Consider the following 15404-nt stretch of genomic DNA (forward strand, 5'->3'; position numbering starts at 1 on the left):
CAGTAGATTCATGGCCAGGGTATCCCCAGCCCGGCGGCGACGTCGACCGCGCTGCGCAGGCCGTCCTCGTGGAAGCCGAAGCCCCAGCCGGCGCCGGCGAACCAGGTGCCGCGCTGGCCCTGGATCTCGTGCTTGCGCGCCTGCGCGGCTACCGCGGCCTGAGTCTGCAGCGGATGCCGGTAGCGCATGCGCCGCAGCACCTTGGCCGGGTCGATGTCGCCGCTGCGGTTGAGGCTGACGATGAATGGCTGCGGCGAAGCGATCGACTGCAGCGCGTTCATCCAGTAGCTGACCGTGCACGGCGCCTCCGCATCGGCCGGCACGTGCGCGTTCCACGCCGCCCAGGCGCGGCGGTTGCGCGGCAGCACGCGCGCATCGGTGTGCAGCAGGGTGTCGTTGTCCTGATAGGTGATCGCGCCGAGGATCTCGCGTTCGGCGGCGCTGGCGTCGTTGAGCAGGCGCAGCGCGTCGTCGGCGTGGCAGGCCAGCACGACATGGTCGTAGTGCTCGGTGTCGGCATCGGTCAGCACCGAGACGCCTTGCGACAGTCGCTGCACCGAGCGTACCGGCGTGCTCACGCGCTCCTCGACCCGCCAGCGGCTGCGCAGGGCATGCACGTAGCTGCTGGAGCCGCCGCGCACCACCTGCCATTGCGGCCGCCCGCTGAGCTGCAGCATGTGGTGGTTGGCCATGAAGCCGACCAGCTGGCGCATCGGGAATTGCAGGATCCGCTGCGAGGGCGAGGACCACAGCGCCGAGGCCATCGGTACCAGGTGCGCGTCGCGGAACACGTCCGAGTAGCGGTGGCGCTGCAGGAACTCGCCCAGGGTCAGCTGCGCCTGCGCGGCGTCGCTCAGCACCTGCGGCGCCTGCCGGTAGAAGCGGCGCAGGTCGCGCAGCATGCGCCAGAAGCGCGGGTTGGCCAGATTGCCGCGCTGGCAGAACAGCCCGCCCAGGCTGCCGGCGTTGTATTCCAGCCCGGTGCGCGCCTCGTGCACCGAAAAACTCATCGTGGTCGGCTGCGCCGCCACCTCCAGTTGCGCGAACAGCCGGCTCAGCAGCGGATAGTGCTGCGGGTTGAACACGATGAAGCCGCTGTCCACCGCGTACTGCACGCCGTCCAGCTCGATCGTATGGGTGTGGGTGTGCCCGCCCAGGTAGTTGGCGGCCTCGTACAGGGTCACATGGTGCTGTTGCGACAGCAGCCATGCCGAACCCAGCCCGGCGATCCCCGAGCCGATCACGGCGATGCGGCTCATCGCGCGCGCGCCTGTGCACGCAGCAGCCCGGGCGGCACCGGCTTCAGCTCGCGCACCAGTCCGGTCCACGACAGCACCTTCAGGCCGTACCAGGTCAGGTCGCACTCCCACCAGCGGAAGCCCTGGCGCGCCGCGCCGGGGAAGAAGTGGTGGTTGTTGTGCCAGCCCTCGCCGAAGGTCAGCAGCGCCAGCCAGGCGTTGTTGCGGCTGTCGTCGCGGGTGTCGAAACGGCGGCTGCCGAAGCGGTGCGCCAGCGAGTTGATGGTGAACGTGGCATGGAACAGGGCCACGGTGGAGATAAAGAAACCCCACACCAGCAGCTGCGGCCCATCGGTGCCCAGCTGCGGATGGTGACGCTGCAGCCAGCCGCCGAGCAGGAACAGCGCCAGCGCCAGCAGCACGGGTAGCAGCAGGTCGAAGCGGTCGAGGAAGCGCAGTTCCGGGAAGCGGCGCAGGTCCGGGATCGCCTCCCAGTCGGTGCGGAAGCCGCGCGGGGTCAGGAACCAGCCGCTATGGCTCCACCAGAAGCCGTGCTGGCGTGGGGAGTGCGGATCGGTCGGCGTGTCGGTGTGGCGGTGGTGGTTGCGGTGGTGCGCGGCCCACCACAGCGGGCCGCGCTGCACACTGGTGGCGCCGAGCGCGGCGAACAGGAACTGCACCGGCCGCGAGGTCTTGAACGCGCGGTGGGCGAAATAGCGGTGGTAGAAGCCGGTGAGCGCGAACATGCGCACGGCGTACATCGCCAGCGCCATGCCCACCGCGAACCAGGACACGCCGACCCAGAACACGCCCAGGCAGGCCAGGTGCAGGCCGAGGTAGGGTGCGGCGCGCAGCCAGTCGATGCGATCGGCGCGGGCCTCGTCCAGTTCGATCTCCGCACCGGTATCGAACCAGCGGCGCAGCGTACGCGCCACGTTGCCGCGATGCGGCGCGGGCACCGCGGCAGACGCAGCGACGGGTGCACGGGGAGGGTCCGGAACGGCGTTCGTCACAGGTGCATCTCGTGGGGATTCGGATACCGATACGGGCAAAGCTAGAGATCGGATGCACGTGTGTGGTGTCTTTCGCGCATGGCGCTGCTGGGCGGCCTGGCGCACGCGCATTTCCGAGCTTCGCCCGTCCCTCATCCGTCCCTGCGGGCACCTTCCCCATGGGGAGAAGGGAGCTGTTGTCGGGCTGTCAGCGCGCGCGGTTAGTCCCTCTCCCCTCGGGAGAGCGGTTGGGGTGAGGGTACGTCGGCACGGACAGCCTGGCGCACCGAAATTTCCGAGGCTTCGCCCGTACCCTCATCCGCCCCTGCGGGGCACCTTCTCCCGCGGGGAGAAGGGAGCTGCGAGGCTGTGCAGAGAGCGCCGTGGTTAGCCCCTCTCCCCTCGGGAGAGGGGTTGGGGTGAGGGTACGTCGGCACGTACAGCCTGGCGCACCGAAATTTACGAGGCTTCGCCCGTACCCTCATCCGCCCCTGCGGGGCACCTTCTCCCGCGGGGAGAAGGGAGCTGCGAGGCTGTGCAGAGAGCGCCGCGGTTAGCCCCTCTCCCCTCGGGAGAGGGGTTGGGGTGAGGGTGCGTCGGCACGGACAGCCTGGCGCACCGAAATTTCCGAGGCTTTCGCCCGTACCCTCATCCGCCCCTGCGGGGCACCTTCTCCCGTGGGGAGAAGGGGAACTGCGAGGCAGTGCAGCGAGTGCTGCCGTTAGCCCCTCTCTCCTCGGGAGAGGGGTTGGGGTGAGGGTGCGTCGGCACGCACAGCCTGGCGCACCTGGATCTGTGAGGCTTCGCCCGTACCCTCATCCGCCCCTTCGGGGCACCTTCTCCCGATGGGAGAAGGAACAGCTGGCACCGCGGCGGCCTGCCTACGGCGCCAGGCGCAGCGTGCTGATGCCGCCCTTGGCGACGACCGGGCCGGTGGCCACGCCACCGGGTGCGCCGCCAGGCGGTTCCATCGTCACCGCCAGCACCGCGCCATCGCTGAGCAACGGCATCAACGCATCGGGAATGCGCGCCGCACGCGCCTGCGCGTCGTCGAACACGCCCATCGAGCGTGCCTTGCCGTCGGCCGGGATCAGCCATAGCTCGGGCACGCGCTCGGCATCGCGTCGGCCGGCCAGCGGGGTCAGGGTGATGCGCTTCTTGTCGGCGTCCATCAGTACCACGTAGCCAGGCTTGCCGTCGTCCTGCATCAGCGTCGAGGTCATCGCGATGCCGGTGTCGGTTGGCACTGTCGCGGCTGGCGGCGTGGGCGTTTGCGGCGGTAGCGGCTGACGCGCGACCATCAGCGTGAGCATGCACGCCGCTGCGGTGGCGAAGCCGCCAGCGCTCAGCCAACGCCAGGCGCGCACGTTTTCCCAGAAGCCAGGCGCTGCCGTCGGCGCACGTGGCGCTGGTGCATCCAGTCCCAACGACGCACGAATGCGCACCCACACGCGATCGGGCACCGGCACCGGCGCGATCTCGTCGGCCAGCGGCATCAGGTGCTGCTGCCATTGCGTCACCGACGCGGCGAAGTCGCCATCGCTGTCGATGCGCTGCTCGGCGGCACGGCGCTCGTGCGCGTCGAGCACGCCGAGCACGTATTCGCCGGCCAGTACGTCGCGCGACGGCGGGGTTTCCTGCGGATCGGGCACGGAGGCGTTCATCGTTCCAGGCACGCCTTCAGCTTGGCCAGGCCGCGGCGGATCCAGCTCTTGACCGTGCCCAGCGGGGTGCCGCTGCGCGCGGCCAATTCCTCATAGGTGATGCCTTCGAAGAACGCAGTGCGGATGAGGTCCCCGCGCGGCGGTTCCAGTTCGCCCATGCACACGTCCAGGCGCCGTCCGGCGACGCGCCATTCGGTCTCGGCCAACGGATCGCGGCCTTCGTCGTGCAGTTCGCCGACATCGTCCAGCGCCACCGACTGCCGTGCCGGCGCGCGTGCGCGCAGATGGTCGATGGCCTTGTTGCGGGCGATCATGGTCAGCCAGGTCAGGCCGCGCGCACGCAGCGGATCGAACTGCGCGGCCTTGCGCCAGACCGAGGCGAACACGTCCTGCAGCACGTCTTCGGCGTCGCCGCGCTGCGGCACGATGCGCAGGCACACGCCGAACAGGCGCGGCGAGGTGGTCCGGTACAGGCGCTCGAACGCAACGCTGTCGCCGGCCGCGGTGGCGACCAGCAGTTGTCCCGCTTCGTCGTGGTCTGGCGTCTCGGTCATGCCGGGCAGCGGTGGCGTAGGTCGCGGCGATGCTACAGGCTTTCGGCGTGGACGTCGCTCAACGGCGCTGTCCGCGCCACAGCGCCAGTGCGGCGAGCAGCAGCAAGATCTCGAAGACGGCCAGTCCGGTCGTGGTCGGGCCCACCGGCCACAGCCGCAGCAGGCCGACGCTGCGGTAGAGCACGATCGGCACGTAGAACGCCAGCGCCAGCAGCAGCCCGGTGCGCAGCTGCGCGGTGCGGGCGAAGTAGCCGAACAGGAACGCCATGCCCAATTGCAGGCCGCCGTAGATGACCAGGTACTCGGACTGGCCGGAGCGGTCCAGGCCGACGTAGCCGACCGCGGCGGCGGTCTGCGCCGGCAGCAGCGTGCACCACAGCGCCAGGACCGCATAGAGCGCGGCGTTGAACCACAGGTAGGCCTTGGCCATGGATATTCCTCGTCGTGGGATGGACATGCGTGCATGGATAGGTCGGTCGCCGCGGACGCGCTGACGTCGCGCTCAACGCGCGCCGCATTGCGCGACCATGGGACGTTGCAGGGCCTGGTCCCAGGCGTCGTCGCCGGCCTGCGCGCGCAGGCGCTCGGGAAATTCGATGCGCACCCGCGGATAGCGGCCTTGCGCATCGCGGAGGTTGCCGACGCCGCGGAACTCGAGCAGGCGCCGGTCGCTGCGCGCATAGGCCACCGCGATGTCGGGCAACAGGCCGCCGTACCATGCGGACAGCGCCAGGGTATAGCGCTGCACGCCCGCATCGGCGGCGCCGGGCTTGATCTGGAAATCGAGCGTGCGCAAGGCGCTGGGCAGCACGAAGGCGATGCGTTGCGGCGCGCCGCTGCCCAGGGCGTCCCAGTGCATGCGCAGATAGGCGTCGAACCCGGCGTCGATTACCTGCGGGGCGCCCGTCGCCGGCAACGGCGCACGCCGTTCCGCCTGGCCCCTGGCCTGGGTGAACATTTCGCGGCCGGCGCCGGCGCGGCGCACGCCTTCGCGATAGCCGCTGCGCGCATCGACCAGTTCGAAGTCCGGAGCGATGCCGCCGTCGGCGATGCGCTTGCGCGCGAAGGCCGTGCCGTCGGCGCAGCGATACAGCACCAAGCGCGCGCCATCGTCGCGCACCCAATGGCGTTCGCGGTACAGCAGCTGGCCGCCGTCGGCGGCGTAGGCCAGCCCGTCGTACTGCAGCATCGCCTGCGCCGGGGCGGCGGCGCCGAGCGCGGCGATGCCCAGCAGGGCCAGCGCGCGCGGCGGCGGGACGAACGGGGAACGGGCGGTCGGCATGGGCATGCGCGGCGCTTCCGAGGTGGATGACAGCTAGCGATACGCGGCGGGCGCCGATCCGGATGCGCCGGCGGTCGCGTCGGCGACGCATGCCGCGCTCAGCGCAGCTCGATGCAGTCCACCGGGCAGGCCGGCACGCACAGTTCGCAGCCGGTGCATAGCGGCGCCAGCACCGTGTGCATGTGCTTGGCGCCGCCGACGATGGCATCGACCGGGCAGGCCTGGATGCACTTGGTGCAGCCGATGCAGTCGGCCTCGATCACGAACGCCACCTGCGCCGGCTTGTGCGTGCCGCGGCTGCGGTCGTAGGGCAGCGCCGCGGTGCCGAGCACGCGCGCCAGCGCGCGGGCGCCGGCATCGCCGCCGGGCGGGCAGCGGTCCACCTGCGCCTGCCCGTGCGCCATCGCCTCGGCGTACGGACGGCAGCCGTCGAAGCCGCACTGGCCGCACTGGGTCTGCGGCAGCAGGCGATCGAGGCGTTCGAGCAGGATGTCTTGGGCGGGCTTCATGGCGGATTCGGCGCGTCGGATGCGGCGCGCTGCAGGACGAGGGTCAGGGTCAGGCGACGCGGTGGCCGCCGTACCAGCGCTCGTGGGCCAGCGCCAGCATCGGCCGGTCCTCACGGCTGTCGCCGTAGGCGTAGACGCGCGAACAGGCGGCCACATCGTAGCGCGCGCGGATCAGCCGCGCCTTGTGCGGCCCGCAATCGCCATCGGCATAGCGGCCGGTCAGGCGGCCGTCGCGCGCCTCCAGGCGGTTGCAGATCAGCTCCAGCCCGTGTTCGGCGCACCACGGCTGCAGGTACAGGTCCAGCGACCCGGACACCAGTGCGATCCGGTGGCCCTGCGTGCGATGCCAGGCGATGCGCTGCATCATCTCCGGCCGCAACAGCGTCGGCAGCACCTGGCGCGCATACGCGTCGGCCTGCGCGGCGATCTCGTCGGCCGCACGGCCGGCGAACACGAACCGGGTGACCCGCCTGCGGATCGCCTGCGCCGACACCAGGCCCAGCCGATAGCCGGCCAGCCACGGTCCCACCGACCACTTCGCCCGCGCCAGCTGCTGCGGCGTGGCGACGCGGCGCAGGAACCGCGCATAGCTGTCGGCGATGGTGACCGTGTGGTCGAAATCGAACAGGGCCAGGGAGCCGGGATTGGGCATTGGGGATTCGGGATTTGCAAAGGCAGCTCATGCAGCGGATCGAGCAAGGGACCCGCTTCAACGAATCCCCAATCCCGACTCCCCAATCCCGGCCTTCAACGCACCGGCATGCCCGGTTGCGCGCCGCTGTCGGCATCGAGCAGCGCCAGCGCGCCGCCGTCGAAGCCGGCCGACAGGATCATGCCTTCGCTCAGGCCGAAGCGCATCTTGCGCGGCGCCAGGTTGGCGATGAACACCACGTTGCGGCCGACCAGCGTTTCCGGCTCGGCGTAGCTGCCGCGGATGCCGGAGAAGATCTGGCGCTTGCCCAGTTCGCCGGCATCCAGTTCGAAGCGCAACAGCTTGTCCGAACCTTCGACGAATTCGCAGGCCAGCACCTTGCCGATGCGCAGGTCGAGCTTGGCGAAATCGTCGATGCCGATGAGGCCGGGATTCGGGAGTGGGGATTCGGGATTCGCGGCAGCCTTCGTTTCGGGCTTGGCCGGCGCCGGCTTGGCGGCGGCGGGCGCGGGGGCGAGGGTGTCCTTGGAGGCGTCGGTCATGGCGTCGATCAGCTTGGGGTCGATTCGGGTGAACAGCGGGGCGTAGGGCTGGATGACGTGCGCCAGCAGCGGCGCGTCGAGGTCTTCCCAGGCGGTGAGCGGCGCGGACAGGAACGCCTCGGCCTCGGCGCTGGTGCGCGGCAGCACCGGCTTCAGCGCGCCGGCCAGCACCCGGAACAGGTTCAGACCCTGGGTGCAGACCGCCTGCAGCTGCGCCTCGGCACCGTCCTGCTTGGCGATCACCCACGGCTTGTGCTCGTCGATGTACTTGTTGGCCTCGTCGGCCAGGGCCATGGTCTGGCGGATCGCGCTGGCCGGGTCGTTGCGCTCGTAGGCCTCGCGGATCGGCGCCAGCGCCGCGGCGAAGCGCGCGTACTGCGCAGGGTCCGGCAGCGCGTCGGCCAGGGTGCCGCCGAAGCGCTTGTCGATGAAGCCGGCGCAGCGGCTGGCCAGGTTGACGAACTTGCCGACCAGGTCGGCGTTGACCCGCGCCACGAAGTCGCCCAGGTTCAGGTCCAGATCGTCGACGCCGCCGGAGGACTTGGCGGCGAAGTAGTAGCGCAGCGCTTCCGGCTCCAGGCCCACGTCCAGGTAGGTGCGCGCCATCACGAAGGTGCCGCGCGACTTGGACATCTTGGCGCCGTCGACCATCAGGTAGCCGTTGACGTGCAGCCGGGTCGGCGCGCGGTGGCCGGTGCCGTGCAGCACCGCCGGCCAGAACAGGCCGTGGAAGTTGACGATGTCCTTGCCGATGAAATGGTGCAGTTCGGTGGCGGTGCCGGCGGTCAGGTGCGGCTCGAACGGCTCGCCCAGGCTCGCGCACAGGGTCTGGAAGCTGCTCAGGTAGCCGATCGGCGCGTCCAGCCACACGTAGAAGTACTTGCCCGGCTGGCCCGGGATCTCGAAGCCGAAGTACGGCGCGTCGCGCGAGATGTCCCAGGCGCGCAGCCCGCCCTCGCTGTCCAGCCACTCCATCAGCTTGGCCTTGACCCCGGGCAGGGCCACGTCGCCGGCCAGCCATTCGCGCAGGAAACCGTCGAAGCGGCCGACCTCGAAGAAGAAGTGCTCGGAGTCGCGCAGTTCCGGCGTGGCGCCGGAGATCACCGACTTGGGCTCCTTCAGCTCGGTCGGCGCATAGGTGGCGCCGCAGACCTCGCAGTTGTCGCCGTACTGGTCGGCGCTGCCGCAGTTCGGGCAGATGCCCTTGATGTAGCGGTCGGGCAGGAACATGCCCTTGGCCGGATCGTAGAACTGCGCCACCGAGCGCCGCGCGATGTGGCCGCCGGCGTCGAGCCGGGCGTAGAACGCCTCGGTCAGCGCGCGGTTGGCGGCCGAGTTGGTCGAGTCGTAGTGGTCGAAGGCCACACCGAACGCGGCGAAGTCGCGCTCGTGGCTGGCCTGAATGTTGGCGATGAAGTTTTCCGGGGTGACCCCGGCCTTCTCCGCGGCGAGCATGATCGGCGTGCCATGCGTATCGTCGGCGCAGACGAACCAGGTGCGGTCGCCGCGCAGCCGCCGCGCGCGTACCCAGATGTCGGCCTGGATGTAGCCGACCAGGTGGCCCAGGTGCAGCGGGCCATTGGCGTAGGGCAGGGCGGTGGTGACGAGAGCGGTGCGGGTCATGGCGAACGGCGATCCAGGGGGATCGCGATTATCGCATTAGTCGTGGAGCCGGGACTCGGGACTGGGGACTCGGGACTCGGAAGTCAAAAAAGGCGCCTTGCGGCGCCTTTTTGACTTTGGAGCTGGGTGGGAACCAGGTGATGTCGTTGACGCCTGCTTTAGCCCGCCGTTCCGAGTCCCAAGTCCCCAGTCCCGAGTCCCGGCTTCACTCCCTGACCCACGTCTGCGTCCGCCCCAGCGCCTCGATGCCGATGTAGCCGCGCATCTGCAGCTTCTTGCCGCCGTCGCTGAGGGTGACCTTGGCCTTGTAGGTCTTGCCCTTGGCCGGGTCCAGCACCGAACCGCCGCTCCAGGTCGCCGTGCCGTCCGGCTTGAGCCCCCACAGGATGGTCATGCCCTTGATCGGCTTGCCCTTCTGCGCGCCGTCGCACTTGTCGCACAGCGGGTTGGGGCCCTTGTCGGACTGCAGGATCTCGATCACCTTGCCGCTGAGCGTGCCGTTGCCGGCCTGCTCGATCTGCACGATGGACTTGGGCTTGCCGGTTTCGTCGTCGATGGTCTGCCAGCGGCCGACCGGCGAGGTGTCGGCGGCCTGCGCGACGAACGCGGCCAGGCTCAACGGCAGGGCCAGCATCAGGGTCTTGAAGGTGGTGCGCATGTGTCCCCTCCCAGGGTGTGTGCGAAGCGGTCGGCGCGATGCCGACCTGGAGCGGACTGTATACCCAAGCGTATGGTGCTGGGAATCGCCGGGCGCGGGCGGTTCAGCGAGTCGCCTGCGCTGCCGGGCTGGCGGCCGGGGCCGCCGCGCGGCCAGACTGCGGCGCGCGGCACCCCGCCGCCGAAGCGGCGGCGCCGGTTACTGCAGCGTCACCTGCTTGCGGTTGTCGTTCGAGACCCGGTCGATCAGCTTGTTGTACGGATCGAAGCCGGCTTCGCTGGGCAAGCGCTCCACGGTCACGGTGATCGTCGGCGCGGCGGTGGTTACGTGCAGGCGCTGCAGGTACAGCACCTGCTCGTCGCGTTCCTTGCCCGATGGTCCCTTGGCGAAGACGCCGACCTCGATCCAGTCGTCCAGCGCGCCGTCGCGCTCCTTGCCCTTGCCGTCCACATAGTGCTTGGCGGCGTGCAAGTGTAGGGTCACGTCGTAGCGGCCATCGGCACGCTTGCGCGCGGTCGCCGCTTCGACCCGGTTGTCGTAGAAGGTGATCTTCTCGAACAGGTCGGTGATCAGCGCTTGCTGCTCGGGGCGCGCCTCGGCGCGGATGAACTGCAGCAGCTCGGCCGACGTGGTGTAAGGCGGCTGCTGGAAGGCCTTGGCCAGCAGGAACTTGTGCAGCGCGCGGTTCAGCGCCTGCTCGCCGATCTCCTCGCGCAACCGGTAGAACACCAGCGAGCCCTTGCGGTAGTGGATGTACTGCTGGTTCTCCACGCGGTACAGCGGCAGCTCCTCCAGGCTTTCGCCACCGCGTCCGCTCAGATAGCGGTCCAGTTCGTACTTCAGGAAGCGGCGCATGTGCGCGCGTCCGTACTCCTGCTCCATCACCATCAGCGCCGAGTACTGCGCCAGCGATTCGGACAGCATCGTCGCGCCCTGCACGTTGGCGCCGATCACCTGGTGCGCCCACCACTGATGCGCCACTTCGTGCGCGGTGACGTAGAACACGTAGTCGATATCGTCCGGGTCGCGCAGGTCGGCGATGAAGCCGATCGACTCCGAGTACGGGATGGTGTTGGCGAAGGACTGGGCGAAGCTCTGGTAGCCGGGAAACTCGATGATGCGTACCTGATGATGCTGGTACGGGGTGAAGTGCTGCTCGTAGTAGGCCAGCGACTTCTGCACGCCCTCGATCATCCGCTGCACGTTGTACGGATGCTTGGCGTCGTAGTAGACCTCGATCGGGATGTCCTTGTAGCGCGCCTTCTTCACCTGCCAGCGTGCCGAGAGGTAGGCGTAGAAGTTCAGCATCGGCCGGTCCATCGCGTAACTGAAGCAACGCCGGCCCTGGCGAACGAATTCCTTCTGCAGATAGCCGGGCGCCAGCGCGATCTGGTCCGGCGCGGTGCAGATGGTGGTGGCGAAATCGATCCAGTCGGCATCGTCGCTGATATAGGTGTTGGCGCGCGCGGCCTGGTCTTCGAGCTTGGGCATGCGCGTGGGTTCGCCGAGCCCGCGCTTGCGGCGCTCGTTGCGGTCCTCGATCTGCTGCTGCTCGTTGTAGCCGAACCACGGCAGCATGCTGCTGTTGAAGAAGCTGCCGTTGCCCACGATCTCGGTCTGCGCCTGGCGCACGGTGAGCCCGTGCGGATGGCGATCGACACGGAAGCGGAAGGTGCGCTGCTCGCCGGGCTGCAGCGGGGTGCTCAGCCGGTAGATGCGGTAGCCCAGCGCCTTGTCGTGCTTGACCAGGGTCTGCCCGCCCAGGTCCACCGCGACCAGGGTGTCGTCGCCATCCTCGCCGCTCATGCCCAGGTGCACGTCGCCGATCGGCGTGGCGTGGGTATTGCGCACGGTCCAGGTGGCGTCCACGACGACCGACTGCGTTTCCGGGCGCAGGTCGACCTGGTTGATGACCGCGACGATGCGCGGTTGCGGCAGGTCCTTGTACTTGCGGTACTCGCGCTCGTAGCGGGCCTGCAGGTCCAGTTCCTGGTCGGGCGAGCGGAACGTGTTGTAGATATTGGTGTTCCAGTAGATCCAGCCGCCGACCGCGGCGAACGCCAGCAGCGACAGCGCGGTCGCGACCCCGGCGCCGCCGCGCAGGCGCTGCCGTGCCAGCCGCAGCCGCTGGCGCGGTCCGTTGCCGACGCCGCGCGGCCAGAACGCGGCCGCCAGCAACAGCAAGGTCAGCAGGAACAGGCCCCAATAGCCTTGCAGCCACAGCTGCCCCGGCAGGAAGTGGCCGAAGCCGTTCATGTCCGAATACGGCGCATTCGGCCAACTGCCGAAGTTGTACAGGCTCTGCGTGTAGTCGAGCATCGACAGCGCCACCTGCCCGATCAGCAGCAGGATCAGCAGCGCATAGCCGAAGAACTTGTTGTTGCTCAGCACCTGCAGCACCAGCGCCATGCCGCCCATCAACACGTAGAACACCGAACCCAGCGCCAGCGTCTTCAGATACAGCAGCGGCTCGATCTGGGTATAGCCCTTGCCCAGCTGCACCGCGACCGAAGCCAGCGCGCCGACCGCCTGGAACGCCGCGATCACCGCGATCAGCGTCAACAGCTTGCCCAGCAGCGGCACCCAGTTCGGGACCGGCATCGCATCGGTGATGCCGTCGATGCGCACGCCGCGTTCCTTCCACACCAGTTCGCCGGCATAGAACAGCACGATGATCACCAGCAGGAAGCTGTAGCTGTTCTGCAGCCCCTGCAGCATGATCGAGGTCACCGGCCAGATGTCGGTGCCGTAGTAGTTGCCGCCGAACAAGGCCTGCGGCACGAAGTTGGCGATGCCGAGCAGCAGCAGGACCACGAACGGCGCGCTGCGGAACACGCCCAGGGTGTCGAAGCGCACCTGCCGCAGCAATTGCCGCCAGCCGGCGCCGTTCTGCGCGAACGGGACGGCTGCCGGCAGTCGCACGGCGCGCGCAGCGATCGCGGCTGCGGCCACGGGCGCCGCGACGGCCGGCGCCGGCTGCTTGCGGCCGAAACGGCGGCGGGTACCGCTGCGTTCGGTGCGGAACAGGGCGAAGGTCGCCGCGAACAGCAGCACCGACACGCCCAGCCACAGCGCACGGTTGGCCAGCAGGTAGCCGCTGAGTTCGGGCAGGTTGTGGTTGCGCTCTTCCGCCGACCAGTAGCGCAGCGTCTGCGCCAGCGCGCGGATGCCGAGCGGGTCGGACAGGGTGGCCGCCCAGACGTTGTCCAGGTCGGCCAGCACCGCGCGGCTGACCCCGTACAGCACCAGGAACACGATGACGCCGACATACACCCACAGGATGTTGCGCGCGGTCACCGCCAGCAGCGACAGCAGCGCGGTGGCGAACAGCACGTTCGGCAGCACCATCACCGCCAGCGTCCACAGGTAGGACGAGACGGCCACCGGCCCCAGCCGGACCGGATCGATCCACGGCATGAACTGGGCGATGAAGATGCCGAACGCGACGATCAGGTACATCACCATGCAGGCCAGCAAGGCTGCGCCGATGCGTCCGACCAGATAGTCGCGGCGCCGTACCGGGCTGGAGAACACCAGTTCGGCGGTGCCCAGCTCGAAGTCGCGCAGCAGCGCATTGCTGACGAACAGCGTGGCCACCAGCAAGCCGATCAGGGTGAAGGCGGTCATCATCGTGGCGACGACCGAGGGCGCATTGCGGTGGACGTTGCCGATGCCGCCGCCGATCTGCACCGCGTCGCTGGAGCTGGCGCCGAAGGCGAGCAGGGCGAGCAGCGCGGCCAGCAGCCACAGCAGGGGGGAACGCAACTGCTCGCGCAGCTCGAAGCGCAGGAAAGCCAGGATCATGGTCGGCGCTCCGTCAGGCGGCCCGCGCCTGCTGGCGCAGGCGCTGGAAATACACGTCCTCGAGGTCGGGCGAGACCGGTTCGAAGCCCGCTTCCGGGCACTCGGCGCTGAACACATGGATCACCGGGCTGCCGGCCACCAGCCGGGTGGACAGCACAGTGAAGCGCGCTTCGTACTCCGCCAGCGCGCTCTTGGCCACCTGCTTGCGCCAGACCTGCTGGCTGAGCGTGGCGATGGCGTCGGCGGGCCGGCCGGTCAGCAGGACCTGGCCCTTGTTCATGATCGCCATCGCCGGGCACAGGTCGGTGACGTCCTCGACGATGTGGGTGGACAGGATCACCACCACGTTCTCGCCGATCTCGGCCAGCAGGTTGAGGAAGCGGTTGCGTTCCTCCGGATCCAGGCCGGCGGTGGGTTCGTCGACGATGACCAGTTGCGGATTGCCGAGCAGCGCCTGGGCGATGCCGAAGCGCTGGCGCATGCCGCCGGAATAGGTGCCCAGCTTGCGCTTGCGCGCATCCCACAGGTTGACCTGCTGCAGCAGCCCCTCGACCAGCTCCTTGCGCTGGCGCCGCTCGGTGAGCCCTTTCAGCACCGCGAAATGATCGAGCAGGTCCAGCGCGCTGACCTTGGGATAGACGCCGAAATCCTGCGGCAGGTAGCCGAGTTTGCGCCGCAGCGCGTCCTTGTCGCGCAGCACATCGATCGTCTGGCCATCGGCGGTGGTGAGCGTGGCGCTGCCGGAATCGGCTTCCTGCAGCGTGGCCAGGGTGCGCATCAAGGAGGACTTGCCGGCGCCGTTGGGGCCGAGCAGGCCGAACATGCCGTGCGGGATGTCCAGGGTGACGCCCTTGAGCGCATGGACGCCATTGGCGTAGGTCTTGGACAACTCGCGGATCTGCAGCATGGCGCACCTTCCCCTGGTCGATACCCGAGTATTGGTGCGATCGCGCGTTGCCGCATGCGCCGGAAGTCATTGCCAGCGGCGACGCTGCGAGCTGGCTAGTGCGGCTGCGGGTGGATGTGCAACGGGGTCGGACGGCCCAGGCATGGCGCCGCTCAGCCGCCCTCGTACAGCTCCAGCGGCAGGTCGTCCGGGTCGGCGAAGAAGGTGAAGCGGCGCCCGGTGTATTCGTCGATGCGGATCGGCTCGGTGACCACGCCGTGCGCCTGCAGGTGGGCGACGGCCGCGTCCAGGTCGCTCACGCGCAGCGCCAGGTGGCGCAGGCCGCAGGCTTCCGGGCGGCTCGGCCGCGGCGGCGGCGCGGGGAACGAGAACAGTTCGATCTGGGTGCCGTCGGGCAGGGCCAGGTCCAGCTTCCAGGAGTCGCGCGCGTCGCGGTAGACCTCGGCGACCACGCGCAGCCCGAGGATGCGGCAGTAGAAATCCTTCGAGCGCGCGTAGTCGGAGGCGATGATCGCCACATGGTGCAGGCCGCGCAGGGTCAGGCTCATCGGCACAGCGCCTGGCCGAACTGCAGCAGGTGGCCATCCGGATCGTGGATCGCGAACTCGCGCATGCCGTAGGCGAACTCCTCCAGCGGATAGGCGATGCGCGCATGCGGTTGCAGCCGCTGCCACCACGCGTCCACACCGTCGGTGCGGAAGTACAGCGAGCCGGGGAAGCCGGAGACTGCGGCATCGCCCTGCGCCTGGCGCGCGGCCAGCATCAGCGCCAGCGGGCCATGCCGCAGCGACGCCCAGCCGGCGTCCGCGCCGCCACTTTCGATGCGGAACTCCAGCATGCCGGTGTAGAACGCCAGCGCCGCGCCCAGGTCGGCGCTGCGCAGCATCGGGGTCAACGCGGTCAAGGCCATGCGCTGCTGCGTTGCGGAGGGAAGGAGATGAGCCATGCAAGGAGCATAGCGCGGCGTCGGATATCCGGC

At 69.2% G+C, this 15404-nt stretch carries 14 protein-coding genes; all 14 read right to left on the reverse strand.

The features are described from left to right. Positions 1–8 precede the first annotated feature (8 nt). The 14 genes from J2Y70_RS02335 to J2Y70_RS02400 all read right to left on the reverse strand — a co-directional run bounded on the left by J2Y70_RS02335 (position 9) and on the right by J2Y70_RS02400 (position 15335). Positions 9–1259, reverse strand: coding sequence for an FAD-dependent oxidoreductase (locus J2Y70_RS02335; RefSeq protein ID WP_309912789.1), 1251 nt, complete (start codon positions 1257–1259; stop codon positions 9–11). Beyond that, complete coding sequence (locus tag J2Y70_RS02340) at positions 1256–2197, reverse strand: fatty acid desaturase (protein WP_309912791.1); 942 nt, start codon at positions 2195–2197, stop codon at positions 1256–1258. The genes J2Y70_RS02335 and J2Y70_RS02340 overlap by 4 nt, the downstream gene beginning before the upstream one ends. Positions 2198–3111: 914 nt before the next feature. Continuing rightward, positions 3112–3894, reverse strand: coding sequence for an anti-sigma factor (locus J2Y70_RS02345; RefSeq protein ID WP_263397782.1), 783 nt, complete (start codon positions 3892–3894; stop codon positions 3112–3114). Beyond that, entirely contained in the window at positions 3891–4448 is a 558-nt protein-coding gene (locus J2Y70_RS02350) for a sigma-70 family RNA polymerase sigma factor (RefSeq protein WP_309912793.1), read from the reverse strand. The genes J2Y70_RS02345 and J2Y70_RS02350 overlap by 4 nt, the downstream gene beginning before the upstream one ends. A gap of 58 nt (positions 4449–4506) precedes the next feature. Continuing rightward, positions 4507–4878, reverse strand: coding sequence for a DUF4345 domain-containing protein (locus tag J2Y70_RS02355; protein ID WP_309912795.1), 372 nt, complete (start codon positions 4876–4878; stop codon positions 4507–4509). A gap of 72 nt (positions 4879–4950) precedes the next feature. Then, positions 4951–5736 (reverse strand): hypothetical protein, encoded by a 786-nt coding sequence (locus J2Y70_RS02360; RefSeq protein ID WP_309912797.1) that lies wholly within the window; start codon positions 5734–5736, stop codon positions 4951–4953. A 92-nt stretch (positions 5737–5828) separates the two neighbouring features. After that, entirely contained in the window at positions 5829–6239 is a 411-nt protein-coding gene (gene rnfB / locus J2Y70_RS02365; RefSeq protein WP_309912798.1) for an Rnf electron transport complex subunit RnfB, read from the reverse strand. A gap of 49 nt (positions 6240–6288) precedes the next feature. Continuing rightward, positions 6289–6891, reverse strand: a complete 603-nt coding sequence (locus J2Y70_RS02370) for an HAD family hydrolase (protein ID WP_309912800.1) — start codon at positions 6889–6891, stop codon at positions 6289–6291. A 95-nt stretch (positions 6892–6986) separates the two neighbouring features. Beyond that, entirely contained in the window at positions 6987–9056 is a 2070-nt protein-coding gene (gene metG / locus J2Y70_RS02375; protein ID WP_309912801.1) for a methionine--tRNA ligase, read from the reverse strand. Positions 9057–9261: 205 nt separating this feature from the next. After that, positions 9262–9714 (reverse strand): DUF2147 domain-containing protein, encoded by a 453-nt coding sequence (locus J2Y70_RS02380; protein WP_263397789.1) that lies wholly within the window; start codon positions 9712–9714, stop codon positions 9262–9264. Between the two features lie 198 nt (positions 9715–9912). After that, complete coding sequence (locus J2Y70_RS02385; protein ID WP_309912804.1) at positions 9913–13518, reverse strand: ABC transporter permease subunit; 3606 nt, start codon at positions 13516–13518, stop codon at positions 9913–9915. Positions 13519–13531: 13 nt separating this feature from the next. Next, on the reverse strand, positions 13532–14425 hold the full coding sequence (locus J2Y70_RS02390; RefSeq protein WP_263397791.1) for an ABC transporter ATP-binding protein: 894 nt from the start codon (positions 14423–14425) through the stop codon (positions 13532–13534). 152 nt (positions 14426–14577) lie between these two features. Beyond that, complete coding sequence (locus J2Y70_RS02395; protein WP_309912806.1) at positions 14578–14973, reverse strand: VOC family protein; 396 nt, start codon at positions 14971–14973, stop codon at positions 14578–14580. Further along, positions 14970–15335, reverse strand: a complete 366-nt coding sequence (locus tag J2Y70_RS02400; RefSeq protein ID WP_309912808.1) for a VOC family protein — start codon at positions 15333–15335, stop codon at positions 14970–14972. The genes J2Y70_RS02395 and J2Y70_RS02400 overlap by 4 nt, the downstream gene beginning before the upstream one ends. Positions 15336–15404 lie beyond the last annotated feature (69 nt).

Origin of the sequence: Xanthomonas sp. 1678, assembly GCF_031455575.1 — a bacterium.
GTDB lineage: Bacteria > Pseudomonadota > Gammaproteobacteria > Xanthomonadales > Xanthomonadaceae > Xanthomonas_A.

Bases quoted from the DNA above. Each gene is read 5' to 3' on its own strand.
- J2Y70_RS02380 (WP_263397789.1), bottom strand. From the start codon at position 9,714: ATGCGCACCACCTTCAAGACCCTGATGCTGGCCCTGCCGTTGAGCCTG.
- J2Y70_RS02385 (WP_309912804.1), bottom strand. From the start codon at position 13,518: ATGATCCTGGCTTTCCTGCGCTTCGAGCTGCGCGAGCAGTTGCGTTCC.
- metG (WP_309912801.1), bottom strand. From the start codon at position 9,056: ATGACCCGCACCGCTCTCGTCACCACCGCCCTGCCCTACGCCAATGGC.
- J2Y70_RS02390 (WP_263397791.1), bottom strand. From the start codon at position 14,425: ATGCTGCAGATCCGCGAGTTGTCCAAGACCTACGCCAATGGCGTCCAT.
- J2Y70_RS02360 (WP_309912797.1), bottom strand. From the start codon at position 5,736: ATGCCCATGCCGACCGCCCGTTCCCCGTTCGTCCCGCCGCCGCGCGCG.
- J2Y70_RS02355 (WP_309912795.1), bottom strand. From the start codon at position 4,878: ATGGCCAAGGCCTACCTGTGGTTCAACGCCGCGCTCTATGCGGTCCTG.
- J2Y70_RS02350 (WP_309912793.1), bottom strand. From the start codon at position 4,448: ATGACCGAGACGCCAGACCACGACGAAGCGGGACAACTGCTGGTCGCC.
- rnfB (WP_309912798.1), bottom strand. From the start codon at position 6,239: ATGAAGCCCGCCCAAGACATCCTGCTCGAACGCCTCGATCGCCTGCTG.
- J2Y70_RS02395 (WP_309912806.1), bottom strand. From the start codon at position 14,973: ATGAGCCTGACCCTGCGCGGCCTGCACCATGTGGCGATCATCGCCTCC.
- J2Y70_RS02335 (WP_309912789.1), bottom strand. From the start codon at position 1,259: ATGAGCCGCATCGCCGTGATCGGCTCGGGGATCGCCGGGCTGGGTTCG.
- J2Y70_RS02345 (WP_263397782.1), bottom strand. From the start codon at position 3,894: ATGAACGCCTCCGTGCCCGATCCGCAGGAAACCCCGCCGTCGCGCGAC.
- J2Y70_RS02400 (WP_309912808.1), bottom strand. From the start codon at position 15,335: ATGGCCTTGACCGCGTTGACCCCGATGCTGCGCAGCGCCGACCTGGGC.
- J2Y70_RS02370 (WP_309912800.1), bottom strand. From the start codon at position 6,891: ATGCCCAATCCCGGCTCCCTGGCCCTGTTCGATTTCGACCACACGGTC.